Source organism: Streptomyces sp. NPDC053079 (genome assembly GCF_044546695.1).
Lineage (GTDB): Bacteria > Actinomycetota > Actinomycetes > Streptomycetales > Streptomycetaceae > Streptomyces.
Map to the genome: position 1 here is coordinate 272,204 of NZ_JBITZJ010000006.1, position 15,266 is coordinate 287,469.

General features: G+C 70.0%; 14 protein-coding genes. 9 read left to right on the forward strand and 5 right to left on the reverse strand.

Annotated features, from left to right (window positions below):
• Window positions 1-66: 66 nt before the first annotated feature.
• Window positions 67-2,694, forward strand: coding sequence for a transglycosylase domain-containing protein (locus ACIGXW_RS23495; RefSeq protein WP_399574883.1), 2,628 nt, complete (start codon window positions 67-69; stop codon window positions 2,692-2,694).
• A 187-nt stretch (window positions 2,695-2,881) separates the two neighbouring features.
• The gene (locus ACIGXW_RS23500) at window positions 2,882-4,378 is read left to right on the forward strand and encodes a glycosyltransferase family 87 protein (protein WP_399574884.1); all 1,497 of its coding nucleotides are present in this window, start codon (window positions 2,882-2,884) and stop codon (window positions 4,376-4,378) included.
• A gap of 43 nt (window positions 4,379-4,421) precedes the next feature.
• Here ACIGXW_RS23500 and ACIGXW_RS23505 read toward each other — a convergent pair whose 3' ends face one another.
• The 3 genes from ACIGXW_RS23505 to ACIGXW_RS23515 form a co-directional block, all read right to left on the reverse strand.
• Window positions 4,422-5,453, reverse strand: coding sequence for an alanine racemase (locus ACIGXW_RS23505; RefSeq protein WP_399574885.1), 1,032 nt, complete (start codon window positions 5,451-5,453; stop codon window positions 4,422-4,424).
• An 81-nt stretch (window positions 5,454-5,534) separates the two neighbouring features.
• Window positions 5,535-6,653: a lipid II:glycine glycyltransferase FemX gene (locus tag ACIGXW_RS23510; protein WP_399574886.1), complete on the reverse strand. Its 1,119-nt coding sequence runs from the start codon at window positions 6,651-6,653 to the stop codon at window positions 5,535-5,537.
• A 102-nt stretch (window positions 6,654-6,755) separates the two neighbouring features.
• Window positions 6,756-7,085: a hypothetical protein gene (locus tag ACIGXW_RS23515; RefSeq protein ID WP_360911108.1), complete on the reverse strand. Its 330-nt coding sequence runs from the start codon at window positions 7,083-7,085 to the stop codon at window positions 6,756-6,758.
• Between the two features lie 273 nt (window positions 7,086-7,358).
• Between ACIGXW_RS23515 and rpsF the strand changes: the two genes are divergently transcribed.
• The 4 genes from rpsF to rplI all read left to right on the forward strand — a co-directional run bounded on the left by rpsF (window position 7,359) and on the right by rplI (window position 9,094).
• Window positions 7,359-7,649 (forward strand): 30S ribosomal protein S6, encoded by a 291-nt coding sequence (gene rpsF, locus ACIGXW_RS23520; RefSeq protein WP_006604399.1) that lies wholly within the window; start codon window positions 7,359-7,361, stop codon window positions 7,647-7,649.
• An 81-nt stretch (window positions 7,650-7,730) separates the two neighbouring features.
• The gene (locus ACIGXW_RS23525) at window positions 7,731-8,318 is read left to right on the forward strand and encodes a single-stranded DNA-binding protein (protein ID WP_361887127.1); all 588 of its coding nucleotides are present in this window, start codon (window positions 7,731-7,733) and stop codon (window positions 8,316-8,318) included.
• A 74-nt stretch (window positions 8,319-8,392) separates the two neighbouring features.
• A complete protein-coding gene (gene rpsR / locus ACIGXW_RS23530; protein ID WP_004950692.1) occupies window positions 8,393-8,629 on the forward strand; it encodes a 30S ribosomal protein S18 in 237 nt (78 codons plus the stop codon).
• A gap of 18 nt (window positions 8,630-8,647) precedes the next feature.
• Complete coding sequence (gene rplI, locus ACIGXW_RS23535) at window positions 8,648-9,094, forward strand: 50S ribosomal protein L9 (RefSeq protein ID WP_071966125.1); 447 nt, start codon at window positions 8,648-8,650, stop codon at window positions 9,092-9,094.
• A gap of 129 nt (window positions 9,095-9,223) precedes the next feature.
• Here rplI and ACIGXW_RS23540 read toward each other — a convergent pair whose 3' ends face one another.
• Window positions 9,224-10,564 carry an MATE family efflux transporter gene (locus tag ACIGXW_RS23540; RefSeq protein ID WP_399574887.1) on the reverse strand — a complete coding sequence of 447 codons (1,341 nt, stop codon included), beginning with the start codon at window positions 10,562-10,564 and terminating at the stop codon, window positions 9,224-9,226.
• 495 nt (window positions 10,565-11,059) lie between these two features.
• Between ACIGXW_RS23540 and dnaB the strand changes: the two genes are divergently transcribed.
• Window positions 11,060-12,535, forward strand: a complete 1,476-nt coding sequence (gene dnaB, locus ACIGXW_RS23545; RefSeq protein ID WP_071965850.1) for a replicative DNA helicase — start codon at window positions 11,060-11,062, stop codon at window positions 12,533-12,535.
• Window positions 12,536-12,698: 163 nt separating this feature from the next.
• Window positions 12,699-13,118, forward strand: coding sequence for a hypothetical protein (locus ACIGXW_RS23550; protein WP_071966121.1), 420 nt, complete (start codon window positions 12,699-12,701; stop codon window positions 13,116-13,118).
• A 21-nt stretch (window positions 13,119-13,139) separates the two neighbouring features.
• On the opposite strand, the gene ACIGXW_RS23555 is transcribed toward ACIGXW_RS23550, so the two are convergent.
• Window positions 13,140-13,727 carry a cysteine hydrolase family protein gene (locus tag ACIGXW_RS23555; RefSeq protein ID WP_071966120.1) on the reverse strand — a complete coding sequence of 196 codons (588 nt, stop codon included), beginning with the start codon at window positions 13,725-13,727 and terminating at the stop codon, window positions 13,140-13,142.
• 57 nt (window positions 13,728-13,784) lie between these two features.
• Between ACIGXW_RS23555 and ACIGXW_RS23560 the strand changes: the two genes are divergently transcribed.
• A complete protein-coding gene (locus ACIGXW_RS23560; protein ID WP_399574888.1) occupies window positions 13,785-15,194 on the forward strand; it encodes a serine hydrolase domain-containing protein in 1,410 nt (469 codons plus the stop codon).
• The last annotated feature ends 72 nt before the right edge of the window (window positions 15,195-15,266 follow it).

Genomic DNA, 15,266 nt, shown 5'->3' on the forward strand with positions numbered 1-15,266 from the left:
ATCGGGGGGACCGCAAGCCACCTGCCGCTGTCAGGCGATAGCGCCTGCCCGAGGAGTAGTCGTTCGATGAGCGAGCACCGCCGCAAGCCGCCGCCGCCTCAGGGCGGTGGACGAGCCTCGGCCCGTCGTGCGGCCCAGCAGCCGACGCCCGGCCGCCGCACCGCACCACCCAGCAGTTCGGCCGCGCCCGGACGCGGCCGTGGTGACGAAGCCCGGTCCACGGGCCGGACCGACGCCCGTCGCGCGAGCCAGCGCGCCGTCGGCGCCGGCGGACGCAGACGTTCTCCGGACGCCGGCCCCGGCGGTCCGGGCCGCGGGCGCCGGGACAACGGCCGTCCGACGGCGAAGCGCGTCATCGACTACCCGCGTGCGGGCAAGCAGGGGGCGCGGCGCTGGATCCCCTCCTGGAAGCTGGTCACGGGGCTGACGTTCACGCTCGCGGCTCTGGTCGTGGGCATCGTGGGCGTGGCCCTGGCGGTGGTCCAGGTCCCGAGCGCGCAGAAGGCCTCGGTCGTCCAGAAGAACGTTTACTACTGGGCGGACGGCAAACAGATGGTCGTCGCCGGCGGCGGCAGCCTCAACCGGCAGATCGTGCCGATCTCGCAGATCCCCAAGTCGATGCAGAACGCGGTGATCTCCGCCGAGAACGCCAGCTTCGAGAAGGACTGGGGCGTCGACCCGATGGGCATCGCCCGAGCGGTCGTGAAGATGGCACAGGGCGGTGAGACGCAGAGCGGCTCGACCATCACGCAGCAGTTCGTGAAGAACACCTACCTGAGCCAGGAGCAGACGCTCAAGCGCAAGGCGACCGAGCTGCTCATCTCCGTGAAGGTGGGTGCCACCAAGGACAAGGACTTCATCCTTGCGGGCTATCTCAACACCGCCTACTACGGGCGCGGGGCCTACGGCATCCAGGCCGCCGCGCGGGCGTACTTCGACAAGGACTGCGCGGACCTGACGCCGAGCGAGGGCGCGTTCCTGTCGGCCACCCTGAACGGTCCGAACCTGTACGACCCGAACGGCGGCCAGGGCCCGGCGGCGACCGCGGAGAAGAACACCAAGCGGGCCACCGACCGGTGGAAGTGGACGCTGGACCGCGAGGTCCAGGTCGGCCGCATGGACGCGGCCGAGCGCGACAAGTGGGTCGCCCAGGGCTTCCCCAAGGTGCAGAAGCCGAAGCCGGCGACCAACCGTGCCGGGCAGATCGGCTACCTCACTGACCTTGCCGACAACTACATCGTCGCCCACTCCAGGATCAGCAAGGCCGAGCTGGACAAGGGTGGCTACCAGATCCACACCACGTTCGACCGGGACAAGGTCGACGGACTGGCGAAGTCGGTCGAAGAGGTGCGCAAGGCGAACATCAAGCCGAAGGTGCGCGACGTCGACCAGTTCGTGCAGTTCGGCGGGGCCTCGGTGGAGCCCAAGACGGGCAAGATCGTCGCCATCTACGGCGGTGAGAACGCCCTGGAGCACTTCACCAACAACTCGGACTACACCGGTGTGCAGGTCGGCTCGACCTTCAAGCCGTTCGTCCTGGCCGCCGCGATGACGCACGGCAAGCGCAATCCGGCGCTCGGCCCGCAGCAGAGCCTCAGCCAGCGCACGCTCGTGTCGCCGGACAGCATCTACAACGGCAACAACAAGCTGACGCTGCGCGACTACCGGGGCAAGGTCTGGCACGACCAGAACGGCGGCGAGTGGCACCAGGTGAACGACGGTGACGAGGACAAGGGCCTCATCACCCTCCGCACGGCCATGCAGTTCTCGGTGAACACCCCCTTCATCCAGCTCGGCATGGACGTCGGGACCGACCTGGTACAGGAGGCCGCCCTCAAGGCGGGCCTGGACAAGGACCAGCTGGCCTCCCTGACCCCCACCTTCTCCCTGGGCACCTCGGCGCCCAGTGCGATCCGCCTGGCGGGCGCGTACGCGACGTTCGCGGCCAACGGCAAGCAGGTCGACCCCTACTCGGTGGAGAAGGTGGAGAAGGACGGCAAGGTCGCCTTCCAGCACGAGGAGAAGAGCGCCCAGGCCTTCGACGCCAACGTCGCCAACAACGTCACCGACGTGCTGAAGACGGTCGTCGAGTCGGGCACCGGTACGTCGGCGCAGCTCGGCAACCGCCCGGCGGCGGGCAAGACGGGTACTACCGACGGCAACCGCTCGGCCTGGTTCGCGGGGTACACCCCGCAGCTGTCCACGGCTATCGGCATGTACCGCGTGGACCCCAACGCCAAGAAGCAGGAGTTCCTCTCGATGCGCGGTGTGGGCGGCAAGCCCACGATCCACGGTGCGTCGTTCCCGGCGGAGATCTGGGCCGACTACATGGGCAAGGCGCTCAAGGGCCAGCCGGTCCTGCAGTTCGACGCTCCGCAGCCGATCGGCGAGAAGGTCTACGGAGACGGGGCCAGCCCCTCTCCCAGCGCCGTGCCGTCCGCGTCGCCCTCGGCCACGCCGTCGGCGTCCGCCTCCCCCTCGCCGTCGAAGTCGCCGTCCGGCTCCCCCTCCCCGTCCCGGACCTGCGGCGTGTTCGACCGCAAGTGCAAGCCCGGCCACAACGGCGGTACCACCACCGGCGGCACCGGTGGCCCGGGAGATTCGGGCGGTACCGGCGGGGACACCGGCGGCCTGCCGTCGCCGACCCCGACCCGCCCGTCGGGTGGCGGGTTGTTCGGAGGACCGGAGGGCTGATCACGGGGCCCGGGACCCGGCCGCCGGGTCGGGGGCGGGCACCGGATCGGGATCTGATCATCGTAAAAATCCGGCACAGGCCGGTTGAGCAGGACTTTTCGAGGGCCGCTCCGCGTCAGCGCGGGGCGGCCCTCGGGGTTTTCCACAGGCTCCGCCGGGTCCGCCGCGGGTACGGCAGGATGTGGGCATGAGGAGCGTGCGGGACGACCAGCTTGTACGGCCCACCGTCGAGGACGAGGTGGCTGCCGCCGGCAGCGAGCTCATCGGCGGGCCGGTGGGCCGGCGCGCGCTGCTCGGGGTGAGCTGGTGGACGCCGGTGCGGGTGATCGCGCTCGTGGCGATCGGGATGTTCGCGCTCGGGATGGTGCAGAAGTTCCCCTGCTACGACCACGGCTGGTTCTTCGGCGCCACCACGCAGTACACCCACGCCTGCTACTCCGACATCCCGCACCTCTACAGCGGGCGCGGTTTCGACCAGGGCCTCCTGCCGTACTTCGACCGGATCCCGCAGTCCCTCTCGGGGGGCATGGAGTATCTGGAGTACCCGGTCCTGACGGGACTGTTCATGGAGGTCGCGGCCCTGCTCACGCCGGGCGGCGGGACCATTCAGCACCGCGAACAGCTGTACTGGCTCATCAACTCGGGGATGCTGCTGGCCTGCACGGCCGTCATCGCCGTATGCGTGGCCCGTACGCACCGGCGCCGGCCCTGGGACGCCCTGCTGGTGGCCCTCGCACCGGCCTTCGCGCTCACGGCCACCATCAACTGGGACCTCTTCGCGGTCGCCCTCACGGCCGCCGCGATGCTGATGTGGTCCCGCGGGCGCACGCTCCTGGCGGGCGTGCTGATCGGCCTGGCGGCCGCGGCGAAGCTGTACCCGATGCTGCTGCTGGGACCGGTGCTCATCCTGTGCTGGCGGGCCGGGCGCCTGCGGGCGCTCGTCACCACCACCGGCGCCGCCGTCGGCGCCTGGCTCGTGGTCAACCTGCCGGTCATGATCACCCATGACGCGGACGGGTTCCACATCCGCGAGGGCTGGGCGAAGTTCTACACCTTCAGCCAGGACCGGCCGGTCGACTTCGGCTCCGTCTGGCTCTTCATCTCACAGCGCACCGGCGATCCGCTGGACGACGCCAACACCTATGCGACGCTGCTGATGATCCTGGGCTGTCTGGCCATAGGAGTCCTCGGCCTGCGTGCCCCCAGGCGCCCGCGCTTCGCGCAGCTGGCCTTCCTCGTGGTGGCGCTGTTCATCCTCGTCAACAAGGTCTACTCGCCGCAGTACGTGCTGTGGCTGGTGCCGCTGGCCGCGCTGGCCCGGCCGAAGTGGCGCGACTTCCTCATCTGGCAGGCCTGCGAGGTCCTGTACTACCTGGGCATCTGGTTCTACCTGGCCTACACGGGCAGCGGGGACAAGCACCAGGGGCTGCCGCCGGAGGGCTACCAACTGGCGATCCTGGCCCACCTGCTGGGCACGCTGTACCTGTGCGTGCTCGTCGTGCGGGACATCCTGCTGCCCGAGCGGGACGTCGTACGCCGGGACGGCTCGGACGACCCCTCCGGCGGGGTCCTGGACGGGGCGCCGGACATATTCGTCCTCGGCTCCGAGCGCCGGCGTCAACGGCACGCGGAGCACTCCGACGTCGCACGCGTCCAATGGGGCACCGGGAGCCGCAACCCGTAGTCACGGCTCCCCGCCCCGCACCACGGGGGTGGGATCAGTGGGATCAGTGGTCGACGAGACGGTCGAACTGCGTGGTGGTGTGCCGCAGGTGCGCCACCAGCTCGTCGCCGACCTGCGGGGCGGGGGCGTCGCCCGGCACGAAGAGGATCGAGACCTGCATGTGCGGGGGCTCGGCGAACCAGCGCTGCTTGCCCGCCCACACGAAGGGCGAGAGGTTGCGGTTCATGGTCGCCAGGCCCGCGCGGGCCACGCCCTTGGCACGCGGCATCATGCCGTGCAGCGCCTTCGGCGCCTCCAGCCCGACGCCGTGCGAGGTACCGCCGGCCACCACGACCAGGTAGCCGTCACCGGTGGCCTTCTGCTGGCGGTAGCCGAAGCGGTCGCCCTTGGCGACGGGGGTGACGTCCAGCACCGCGCCCCGGTAGTGGGTGGCGTCGTGGTCGCCGAGCCACAGCCGCGTGCCGATGCGGGCCCGGAAGCGCGTCTGCGGGAAGCGCTGCTGCAGGTGGACCAGCTCGTCGGCCTTGAGGTGGCTGACGAACATCGTGTGCAGCGGCAGATGGGCGTTGCGCAGCCGCTCCATCCAGCCCACGACCTCGTCGACCGCGCTGCTGCCGTCACCGCGGTCGAGCGGCAGGTGTATCGCGAAGCCCTCCAGGCGCACGTCCTCGATGGCCGCGTGCAGCTTGGGCAGGTCGTCCTCGCTGATGCCGTGCCGCTTCATGGTGCTCATGACCTCGATGACGACGCGGGCGCCGACCAGGCCGCGCACGCCCTCGACCGAGGAGACGGACCGGATGGCCCGGTCCGGCAGCGGCACGGGCTCCTCGCCCAGCCGGAAGGGGGTCAGCACCAGCAGATCACCGCTGAAGAAGTCCTTGATCCGGGCCGCTTCGTAGGTGGTGCCCACGGCGAGGATGTCGGCGCCCATGCGCGTCGCCTCGTCGGCGAGCCGCTCATGGCCGAAGCCGTAGCCGTTGCCCTTGCAGACCGGGACGATGCCCGGGAACTGCTGGATGACGGACTGCTGGTGTGTCCGCCAGCGCGCGGTGTCGACGTAGAGCGTGAGCGCCATGGCCGGTCCCGGATCCTTTCCCTGTGTCTGCGGAGTGACGTGGTGTGCCTGACGGCACTGCTTCGTGGACGGACTGAACGGTCAGCGACGCGACATGTAGATGTCGAGGGCCTTGTGCAGCAGCTTGTTGAGCGGGAAGTCCCACTCGCCGAGGTACTCCGCGGCCTGGCCGCCGGTGCCGACCTTGAACTGGATGAGGCCGAAGAGGTGGTCGTTCTCGTCGAGGGAGTCGCCGATGCCGCGCAGGTCGTAGACGCTGGCGCCCAGGGCGTAGGCGTCGCGCAGCATGCGCCACTGCATGGCGTTCGACGGGCGGACCTCGCGCTTGTGGTTGGCGGAGGCGCCGTAGGAGTACCAGACGTGCCCGCCGACGATGAGCATCGTCGCGGCGGCGACGGCCTCGCCCTCGTGCACGGCGAAGTACAGCCGCATGCGGTTGGGGTCCTCGGAGTTGAGGGCGGTCCACATGCGCTGGAAGTAGCTCAGCGGGCGCGGACGGAACTTGTCGCGCTCGGCGGTGATCTCGTACAGGTGCTGCCAGGTGGCCAGGTCCTCGTAGCCGCCCTGGACGACCTCGACGCCGGCCTTCTCGGCCTTCTTGATGTTGCGCCGCCACAGCTGGTTGAAGCCCTTGTGGACGTCCTCCAGGGAGCGGTTCTCCAGCGGCACCTGGAAGACGTAGCGGGGCTGGACGTCGCCGAAGCCGGCGCCCTCCTCCTCGCCCTGCTGCCAGCCCATGCGGCGCAGCTGGTCGGCGACCTCGAAGGCGCGCGGCTCGATGTGGGTGGCCTCGACGTCACGCAGGCGCTTGACGTCGGGGTCGGCGATGCCGGTCTTGATCGCGTTGGCGTCCCAGCGGCGGATGACGACGGGCGGGCCCATCTTCACCGAGAACGCGCCCTGCTGCTTGAGGTGGGCCAGCATGGGCTGCAGCCAGTCGCTGAGGTTCGGCGAGAACCAGTTGATGACCGGGCCCTCGGGCAGGTAGGCCAGGTAGCGCTTGATCTTGGGCAGCTGGCGGTAGAGCACCAGACCGGCGCCGACCATCTGCCCGGTCTTGTCGAACCAGCCCAGGTTCTCCGAGCGCCACTCGCCCTTCACATCGGCCCACCCCGGCACCTGCATGTGACTGGCCGAGGGCAGGCTCTGGATATACGCCAGATGCTGCTCGCGGCTGATTGTCCTCAGGGTCAGGCTCATGATCGGGGCGCTCCTCGGCAGGTGTGTCCCCAGGGTCGGGGCTCCGGCTCTCGCGCCGAAGCCTACTGCGACCGGGGAGCGCCCCGATTGGGCGTACGGCCCTTATCCGATCAAGCCCCCGAAAAGCCCACCGTGCGCCATGCCCAGAAAGAAGCCGAAAGCGGACGCTCCGAGCCCGATGATCAGCAGGAAACGCTCACCGGTCGTGGCGGAGATGAACTGGCCCCAGGCCCCCGTGAGGATGCCGATGAGCCCGCTCCACGAGGTGAGCAGGTGCAGGCCGGTCCACAGGGAGGAGATGGCGGCGAGCGCACCCAGCACGACCGTCAGGGCGACGAAGGTGTTCTCGACGGGATGGGCCTTTCCGTCGCTGTTGAGGACTGCGCCGAGCAGCGCGCGGGGTCCACGGGGCTGCCGAACCGCCTGTGTCATGGGGCACCTCCTGAAGGCAAGCGCGAATGTAGCGCCGGTCACACCCGATGCGTTCAGATTGCGGGGCCCGGCGGTCGGATTTCAACCGGACGCCGGAGTGCAGGTACTCTGTACGGTCTGCACCGGTGTCTGCCCGGACCCAGCTTCGGTCCCAGGGGCAAACCCAGGGACTTCCGCTGATTGTCAGTGTCCGCCGATACCGTTGTTCACGCATTACGACCCTCCTGCCACGGATCGACCGTGGCCGCTGAGTCCAAAGGAGGTGGGTTCCACATGCGTCACTACGAGGTGATGGTCATCCTCGACCCCGATCTCGAGGAGCGCGCTGTCTCCCCGCTGATCGAGAACTTCCTCTCCGTCGTCCGTGAGGGCAACGGAAAGGTCGAGAAGGTCGACACCTGGGGCCGTCGTCGTCTGTCGTACGAGATCAAGAAGAAGCCCGAGGGCATCTACTCGGTCATCGACCTGCAGGCCGAGCCTGCGGTCGTCAAGGAGCTCGACCGCCAGATGAACCTGAACGAGTCGGTCCTCCGGACCAAGGTCCTCCGTCCCGAGACCCACTGAACCCCAGCGGTTCAGAGGTAATCGGGCTGCATCGCAACGAGTAGCAAGCAGCCAGCAGCACACCCGCCGAGAGGTTCATCCATGGCAGGCGAGACCGTCATCACGGTCGTCGGCAATCTCGTCGACGACCCCGAGCTGCGCTTCACCCCCTCCGGTGCGGCGGTCGCGAAGTTCCGTGTCGCGTCCACTCCCCGCACCTTCGACCGCCAGACCAACGAGTGGAAGGACGGCGAGAGCCTCTTCCTCACGTGCTCGGTGTGGCGGCAGGCGGCGGAGAACGTCGCCGAGTCGCTTCAGCGAGGCATGCGCGTGATCGTGCAGGGCCGGCTGAAGCAGCGGTCCTACGAGGACCGTGAGGGCGTCAAGCGCACGGTCTACGAGCTCGACGTCGAAGAGGTCGGCGCCAGCCTGAAGAACGCCACGGCGAAGGTCACCAAGACCGCGGGTCGCGGTGGCCAGGGTGGCTATGGCGGCGGCAGTGGTGGTGGCCAGGGTGGCGGCGGCTGGGGCTCCGGTCCCGGCGGCGGCCAGCAGGGCGGCGGGGCTCCCGCCGACGACCCCTGGGCCACTGGCGCTCCGTCCGGCGGCCAGCAGGGCGGCGGCGGAGGCGGCTGGGGCGGCGGCTCCGGCAACTCCGGCGGCGGCTACTCGGACGAGCCGCCCTTCTAGGCCCTTCACGGGCCCGGGCCGGTGACGGCCCGAGGGCGACAGCACAAAACTTCTTGATTCACAGGAGAGAGACAATGGCGAAGCCGCCCCCGCGCAAGCCCAAGAAGAAGGTCTGCGCGTTCTGCAAGGACAAGACCGCTTACGTGGACTACAAGGACACGAACATGCTGCGGAAGTTCATTTCCGACCGCGGCAAGATCCGTGCCCGCCGCGTGACCGGCAACTGCACTCAGCACCAGCGTGACGTCGCCACGGCCGTGAAGAACAGCCGTGAGATGGCGCTGCTGCCCTACACCTCGTCCGCGCGATAAGGGAAGGGTGACCAAATAATGAAGATCATCCTCACCCACGAGGTCTCCGGCCTCGGCATTGCCGGTGACGTCGTCGACGTCAAGGACGGCTACGCTCGCAACTACCTGGTCCCGCGCGGTTTCGCGATCCGCTGGACCAAGGGTGGCGAGAAGGACGTCGCGCAGATCCGTCGCGCTCGCAAGATCCGCGAGATCGCCACGATCGAGCAGGCCAACGAGGTCAAGGGCCAGCTCGAGGGCGTCAAGGTCCGCCTCGGCGTCCGCGCCGGCGAGGCCGGCCGCCTGTTCGGCTCCGTGACCCAGGCCGACGTCGCTTCCGCGATCAAGGCTTCCGGTGGTCCCGAGGTCGACAAGCGCCGCGTCGAGCTGGGCTCGCCCATCAAGACCCTGGGCGCCCACCAGGTGTCCGTGCGTCTGCACGCCGACGTCGTTGCCAAGCTCGGCATCGAGGTCGTCGCCGCCTGACGGCAGCGACAGGCATAGCCTGAGGAAGGGCCGCACCCCACTGGGGTGCGGCCCTTTCCGCTGTCCTCAGGGCCCTTCCGGTGGGCGCTCAGGCCCGTACCCGGCGTGCTCAGCCCCGTACCGGCGTTCTCAGGCCCGTACCGCCCCCGTGACCAGCCAGCGGCCGGACCGGGCGCGTATCCACAGGGTTGCCATGCGGACCGCCATCATCAGGTTCATCGCCCACCACAGCGCCGTCAGACCGCCGCCGACCGTGGGCACCAGCAGTGCGGCGGGCGCGAAGACGGCCAGGACCAGCAGCATCGCCCAGGCGAGGTAGGGGCCGTCGCCGGCGCCCATGAGCACGCCGTCCAGGACGAAGACGATCCCCGCGATCGGCTGTCCCACGGCCACCACGAGCAGCGCCGGGATCAGGGCGTCGCGCACGGCGGGATCACTGGTGAACAGCGGGGTGAGCACGGGCAGCGCCGCCGCCACCAGGGCCCCCAGGACGACGCCCGAGGCGATGCCCCACTGCACCATGCGCCGGCAGGCGGCCCGGGCCCCGGCGGCGTCCTCGGCGCCCAGGTAGCGCCCGATGATCGTCTGCCCGGCTATGGCTATGGCGTCCAGGGCGAAGGCCAGGAAGCTCCACAGGGTCAGCACGATCTGGTGTGCGGCGATCTCCGTGTCGCCGAGGCGGGCCGCGACCGCGGTGGCGATCATCAGCACGGCGCGCAGCGAGAGGGTGCGGACCAGCAGGGGGACACCGGCCTGGGCGCAGGCCCGTATCCCGGCGGCGTCGGGCCGCAGGGAGGCGCCGTGGCGGCGGGCTCCCCGGACGACGACGGCGAGGTAGACGGCGGCCATGGCCCACTGGGCGAGCACCGTCCCCCACGCGGAGCCGGCGATGCCGAGGCCGGCGCCGTAGACGAGGCCGAGGTTGAGCCCGGCGTTGGCGGCGAAGCCGCCGATGGCGACGTACAGCGGGGTCCTGGTGTCCTGCAGGCCGCGCAGCACGCCCGTGGCGGCGAGCACCACGAGCATCGCGGGGATGCCCAGGGCGCTGATCCTCAGGTAGGTGGTGGCGTGCGGGGCGGCGGTCGGGGAGGCGCCGAAGAGGTCGACGAGGGCGGGGGCGGTGGGCAGCACGGCGACGCCGACCACCGCCCCGAGTATGAGGGCGAGCCATATGCCGTCCATGCCCTGGCGTATGGCGGCCTGGAGGTCCCCGGCGCCGACCCGCCGGGCGACGGCCGCGGTGGTGGCGTAGGCGAGGAAGACGAAGACACTGACGGCCGTGGTGAGCAGGGCGGCGGCGATGCCGAGGCCAGCGAGCTGGGGGGTGCCGAGATGGCCGACGATGGCGCTGTCGGCCAGCAGGAAGAGGGGCTCCGCGACGAGCGCGCCGAAGGCGGGCACGGCCAGCGCGAGGATCTCGCGGTCATGCCGGCGGGCGGTGCGCGGCGCACGCGCGGGTGCCTGGGTCACGGTGCCTGTTCCAATCTTCCACAGGTAATCTGTGCTCCTAGCTTACGACCCTTACTTGAGTGGGTTGTGTGTGATCTTCTCTGCGCCGTTTGTCGCGATCTCGGTCCCGGCGGGAAAGTTTTTCTCCTCAACAGCCAGTGGACGACAAACCTGCAGGTCAGAGCGGTGTGACGAGGGCGACTGTGTGTTTGTCCACAGTGCTTTCCCCCGCACCGTGCACAGGTTCAGGGCGGTTCTCCACAGCCTGGGGCCGCTCATCCACATGCCCTGTGGATAACCAGATTGGCTGACGGTGCCCGCGGCCCTACCGTGGACCGGCGCCTGCCGTCTGTTTTCGCCCCCTCCGGGGGAGCCGCGGACCTTACGGGATCGACACGAACTCGCCGCGAACTCGACGCGTCATAACCGGAGTCGGGCGTCCTAATTGTCAGAGCCGTGCCGTAAGAAGGAAGCGCACGGCGAGGTCCGCTTCGCGGACGGGAGGAGGTGGCCCGGGTGAGCAGTCCCGAGCCCATGGACGACCCCTGGGGCGACAGCCCCAGCGACCGCCTCCCCTTCCCCCGTTCCCGCCGTGGCGACGGCAAGGGCCGTGGCGAGCAGCACGATCAGGGCGGCGACGAGGGCGGCTCCTGGGACCGTGGCGGCGGCTTCGAGCGCGTCCCCCCGCAGGACCTGGACGCCGAGCAGTCCGTCCTCGGCGGCATGCTGCTGTCCAAGGACGCCATCGCCGACGTGGTCGAGATCCTCAAGGGCAACGACTTCTACCGCCCGGCGCACGAGACGATCTACCAGGCCATCCTCGACCTCTACGCCAAGGGCGAGCCCGCCGACCCCATCACCATCGCGGCCGAGCTCACCAAGCGCGGTGAGATCACCCGGGTCGGCGGGGCCGCGTATCTGCACACCCTGGTCCAGTCCGTCCCGACCGCCGCCAACGCCGAGTACTACGCCGAGATCGTCCACGAGCGCGCGGTGCTGCGCCGCCTGGTCGAGGCCGGCACGCGCATCACGCAGATGGGATACGCGGCCGACGGCGACGTCGACGACATCGTCAACAAGGCGCAGGCCGAGGTCTACGCGGTCACCGAGCAGCGCACCAGCGAGGACTACCTCCCGCTCGGCGACATCATGGAGGGTGCGCTCGACGAGATCGAGGCCATCGGATCGCGCAGCGGCGAGATGACCGGCGTCCCGACGGGCTTCACCGACCTGGACTCCCTGACGAACGGCCTGCACCCCGGCCAGATGATCGTCATCGCGGCCCGCCCGGCCATGGGTAAGTCCACCCTCGCGCTGGACTTCGCCCGCGCCTGCTCGATCAAGCACAACATGCCGAGCGTGATCTTCTCGCTCGAAATGGGCCGCAACGAGATCGCGATGCGCCTGCTCTCCGCCGAGGCGCGCGTGGCCCTGCACCACATGCGCTCCGGCTCGATGACGGACGAGGACTGGACGCGCCTCGCCCGCCGGATGCCCGACGTCTCCGCCGCCCCCCTCTTCATCGACGACTCCCCGAACCTGTCGATGATGGAGATCCGTGCCAAGTGCCGACGCCTGAAGCAGCGCAGCGGCATCAAGCTCGTGATCATCGACTATCTGCAGCTGATGCAGTCCGGCGGCAACAAGCGCGCCGAGAGCCGCCAGCAGGAGGTCTCGGACATGTCCCGAAACCTCAAGCTGCTGGCCAAGGAGCTCGAGCTGCCGGTCATCGCGCTGTCCCAGCTGAACCGTGGCCCCGAGCAGCGCACGGACAAGAAGCCGATGGTCTCCGACCTCCGTGAGTCCGGTTCGATCGAGCAGGACGCCGACATGGTCATCCTGCTGCACCGCGAGGACGCCTACGAGAAGGAATCGCCCCGTGCGGGCGAGGCGGACATCATCGTCGGCAAGCACCGTAACGGCCCCACGGCGACCATCACGGTGGCCTTCCAGGGCCATTACTCGCGCTTCGTGGACATGGCCCAGACCTGATCTTCAGGAATGCCGCCCCAGTGGGGTAGTTGGACAGTTGTACGGCCATCCTCCCTTGGTGGACGCCGGGTTGGCGTCGACGTCCCCCAAAAGATCTTGTGCGGCGCTTGTTTCACGTGAAACCGTCTCTCCCGTCAATGACTTGACCAGGGGAGGAATATTCATGTTTTCCCGCACGATCACGGCCGGAGCAGTCGGTCTCGCGGCGGCCGCCGTGTCCCTCATCGGTATGACGCCCGCTGTCGCCGCGAGCTCCGCGGCGACCGCAGGCCCCAGCTGGTCGGCGAATCACGGTACGGCGACCGTCGAAGGCACGTCTCGGGTGGAGAGAGGCGCCGGCGGTATATCCACAGCGTATGAAGGCGCGCTGAAGAACACCGGCGGCGACTGCTACTCGGCCTACTTCGCCATCCAGCAGGACCTGGCCCCCGGCCCGCCCATCAAGGTCGCCACCCAGTGCGGTGTCGGCACCAAGCCGGCCAACTTCAAGGTGGGCGCCCTCATGCCGACCACCACGATCTCCGTCTTCGTCTGCAAGGGCGACGGCTTCAACGACTGCGGTCAGCGCAAGATCGCTCGCTGACCTTCCACTCCGTGGAGGTGATCACCGTCCCGGCCGCGGCGCCGGGGCGGTGAATTCCACGTCCGCGGCGTGCGCCACGATCTCGATCCCGTCGCCGAGCGCCCACTCGGCGGTCCGCGCGACCATGGCCGCCGGGACCGGGCCGCTGATGCCCGCCGCCGGGGGAATGTCGTAGGTGGCGTGGGCGTCATGGGGCAGGACGACTCGGTAGCCGAGCTCCAGAGCCGTACGGGCCGTCGCGCTGACGCACATCTCGGACATCACGCCGCAGACAGCCAGCGCCCGCACCCCCGAGCGGCTGAGCAGCTCCTGCAGACGCGTCTCGTAGAAGCCGTCGTCCTCCGTCTTGCGGACGACGACCTCGGCAGGGCCCGGCCGTACGGGCAGATGGAGCTCCCAGCCGGGCGTGCCCGGCTCGTCGTCCGCTCCCGGAGGCCCGTCGTTCTGCAGGTGGACGACGAGCGCGCCGGCCGCCCGCGCCCCGGATATGAGCTCGTTGACGTGCGTGAGGAGCCGGGCCGCTCCGGGCACCGCCCCCTCACCGGAGACGAAGGCGGACTGGGCATCGACGACGAGCAGGGCGTGGACGGGCTGCGCATCCTTGGTCATCCCGCCATCCTGCCGCATGGCCGGAAGCCGGAACGATCACGTGGTTAGGGTGCGGACATGACTGACTCGCACGAAGTTCCCGCCGGAGCGCCCGTGAGCGACGCGGAGTTCACCGACCTGCTGCCCGCCACCCGCCGTGCGCTTCTGCACCGCCTCGCCACCGGGCAGGTGGAGGGCCGTACCCCCTCCCTCGTGGGAGCGGTGATGCGCGACGGACGGATGGTGTGGTCCGCCGGGCGGGGAACCGTCGACGGCCAGGTGCCCGGGGCGGACGCGCAGTACCGCATCGGCTCGATCACCAAGACGCTGGTCGCCGTGCTGGTCATGCGGCTGCGCGACGAAGGACTCCTCGATCTGGACGACCGGCTCGGCCAGTACCTCGACGCGCCCGAGGGCGGCGAGGCGACCATCGCCCAGCTGCTGTCGCACACCTCGGGGCTCGCGGCCGAGACGGGCGGGCCCTGGTGGGAGCGCACGGACGGTGCGCTGCGCCCCGAGCTCGCCGACATCTTCGGCGAGCGCCCCCAGCGCCATGCCGCGGGTCGTCTGCACCACTACTCCAACCCCGGGTTCGCGCTCCTGGGCGCGCTGGTCGAGCGCCTGCGCGGGGAGAGCTGGTACGAGGTGCTGCGCCGGGAGGTGCTGGAACCGCTCGGGATGCGGCGCACGACGCTCGCCCCCCAGGCGCCGCACGCCGAGGGATGGGCGGTGCACCCGTGGGCGGACGTACTGCTTCCGGAGCCCGCGGTGGACACCGGCCGGATGGCGCCGGCCGGGCAGCTCTGGTCCACCGCGGCCGACCTGTGCCGCTTCGGGGCGTTCCTGCTGAACGGCGAGGACCGGGTGCTGAAGGCCGCCTCGGTCGCGGAGATGCGCAGGCCGGAGACCGAGCCGCAGAACCCGGACTGGTCCGGCGCCTACGGCCTGGGCGTGCAGCTGATACGGCGGGCCGACCGGCCCCTCTACGGTCACGCCGGCTCGATGCCCGGGTTCGTGGGGGCGCTGTGGGTGAGCCAGGAGGACGGCATCGCCTCCGTCGTGCTGAGCAACCTCCAGTCCCTGTTCAACGCCCCCGTCATCGCGGCGGAGCTCCTGTGCGCGGTCGCCGAGCACGAACCGCGGATTCCGCGGCCGTGGCGCCCGCTCGACGACGTGGACACCGCGCTGCTGGAGCTGACCGGGCCCTGGTACTGGGGCGCGGCCCCGTTCGCGGTGCGGCTGGAGGCCGGCCGGGGGCTGCGGCTGGCGCCGCTGGGCGGGGTGGGGCGCGGGGCGTCCTTCCGCGCGGAGGAGGACGGTACCTGGACGGGCCTCGACGGCTACTACGCGGGCGAGACGCTGACGGTCGTGCGCGGCGCGGACGGTGCCGTGAGCCATCTGGACATCGGCACGTTCGTCTTCACGCGCGAGCCCTATGAGGCCGGGGGCGCCGTGCCCGGTGGCGTCGACACGGGCGGCTGGCGGTAGTCGGATTGTCGGCATGGGTAGGGGGGCGGACGTAGAGTCGACGGGAGATCGGCGGCGCCGGACCACGGCGCG

Excerpts from the sequence above, each read along its gene's own strand:
- ACIGXW_RS23495 (WP_399574883.1), top strand. The coding sequence starts at position 67 with ATGAGCGAGCACCGCCGCAAGCCGCCGCCGCCTCAGGGCGGTGGACGA.
- ACIGXW_RS23500 (WP_399574884.1), top strand. The coding sequence starts at position 2,882 with ATGAGGAGCGTGCGGGACGACCAGCTTGTACGGCCCACCGTCGAGGAC.
- ACIGXW_RS23505 (WP_399574885.1), bottom strand. The coding sequence starts at position 5,453 with ATGGCGCTCACGCTCTACGTCGACACCGCGCGCTGGCGGACACACCAG.
- ACIGXW_RS23510 (WP_399574886.1), bottom strand. The coding sequence starts at position 6,653 with ATGAGCCTGACCCTGAGGACAATCAGCCGCGAGCAGCATCTGGCGTAT.
- ACIGXW_RS23515 (WP_360911108.1), bottom strand. The coding sequence starts at position 7,085 with ATGACACAGGCGGTTCGGCAGCCCCGTGGACCCCGCGCGCTGCTCGGC.
- rpsF (WP_006604399.1), top strand. The coding sequence starts at position 7,359 with ATGCGTCACTACGAGGTGATGGTCATCCTCGACCCCGATCTCGAGGAG.
- ACIGXW_RS23525 (WP_361887127.1), top strand. The coding sequence starts at position 7,731 with ATGGCAGGCGAGACCGTCATCACGGTCGTCGGCAATCTCGTCGACGAC.
- rpsR (WP_004950692.1), top strand. The coding sequence starts at position 8,393 with ATGGCGAAGCCGCCCCCGCGCAAGCCCAAGAAGAAGGTCTGCGCGTTC.
- rplI (WP_071966125.1), top strand. The coding sequence starts at position 8,648 with ATGAAGATCATCCTCACCCACGAGGTCTCCGGCCTCGGCATTGCCGGT.
- ACIGXW_RS23550 (WP_071966121.1), top strand. The coding sequence starts at position 12,699 with ATGTTTTCCCGCACGATCACGGCCGGAGCAGTCGGTCTCGCGGCGGCC.
- ACIGXW_RS23555 (WP_071966120.1), bottom strand. The coding sequence starts at position 13,727 with ATGACCAAGGATGCGCAGCCCGTCCACGCCCTGCTCGTCGTCGATGCC.
- ACIGXW_RS23560 (WP_399574888.1), top strand. The coding sequence starts at position 13,785 with ATGACTGACTCGCACGAAGTTCCCGCCGGAGCGCCCGTGAGCGACGCG.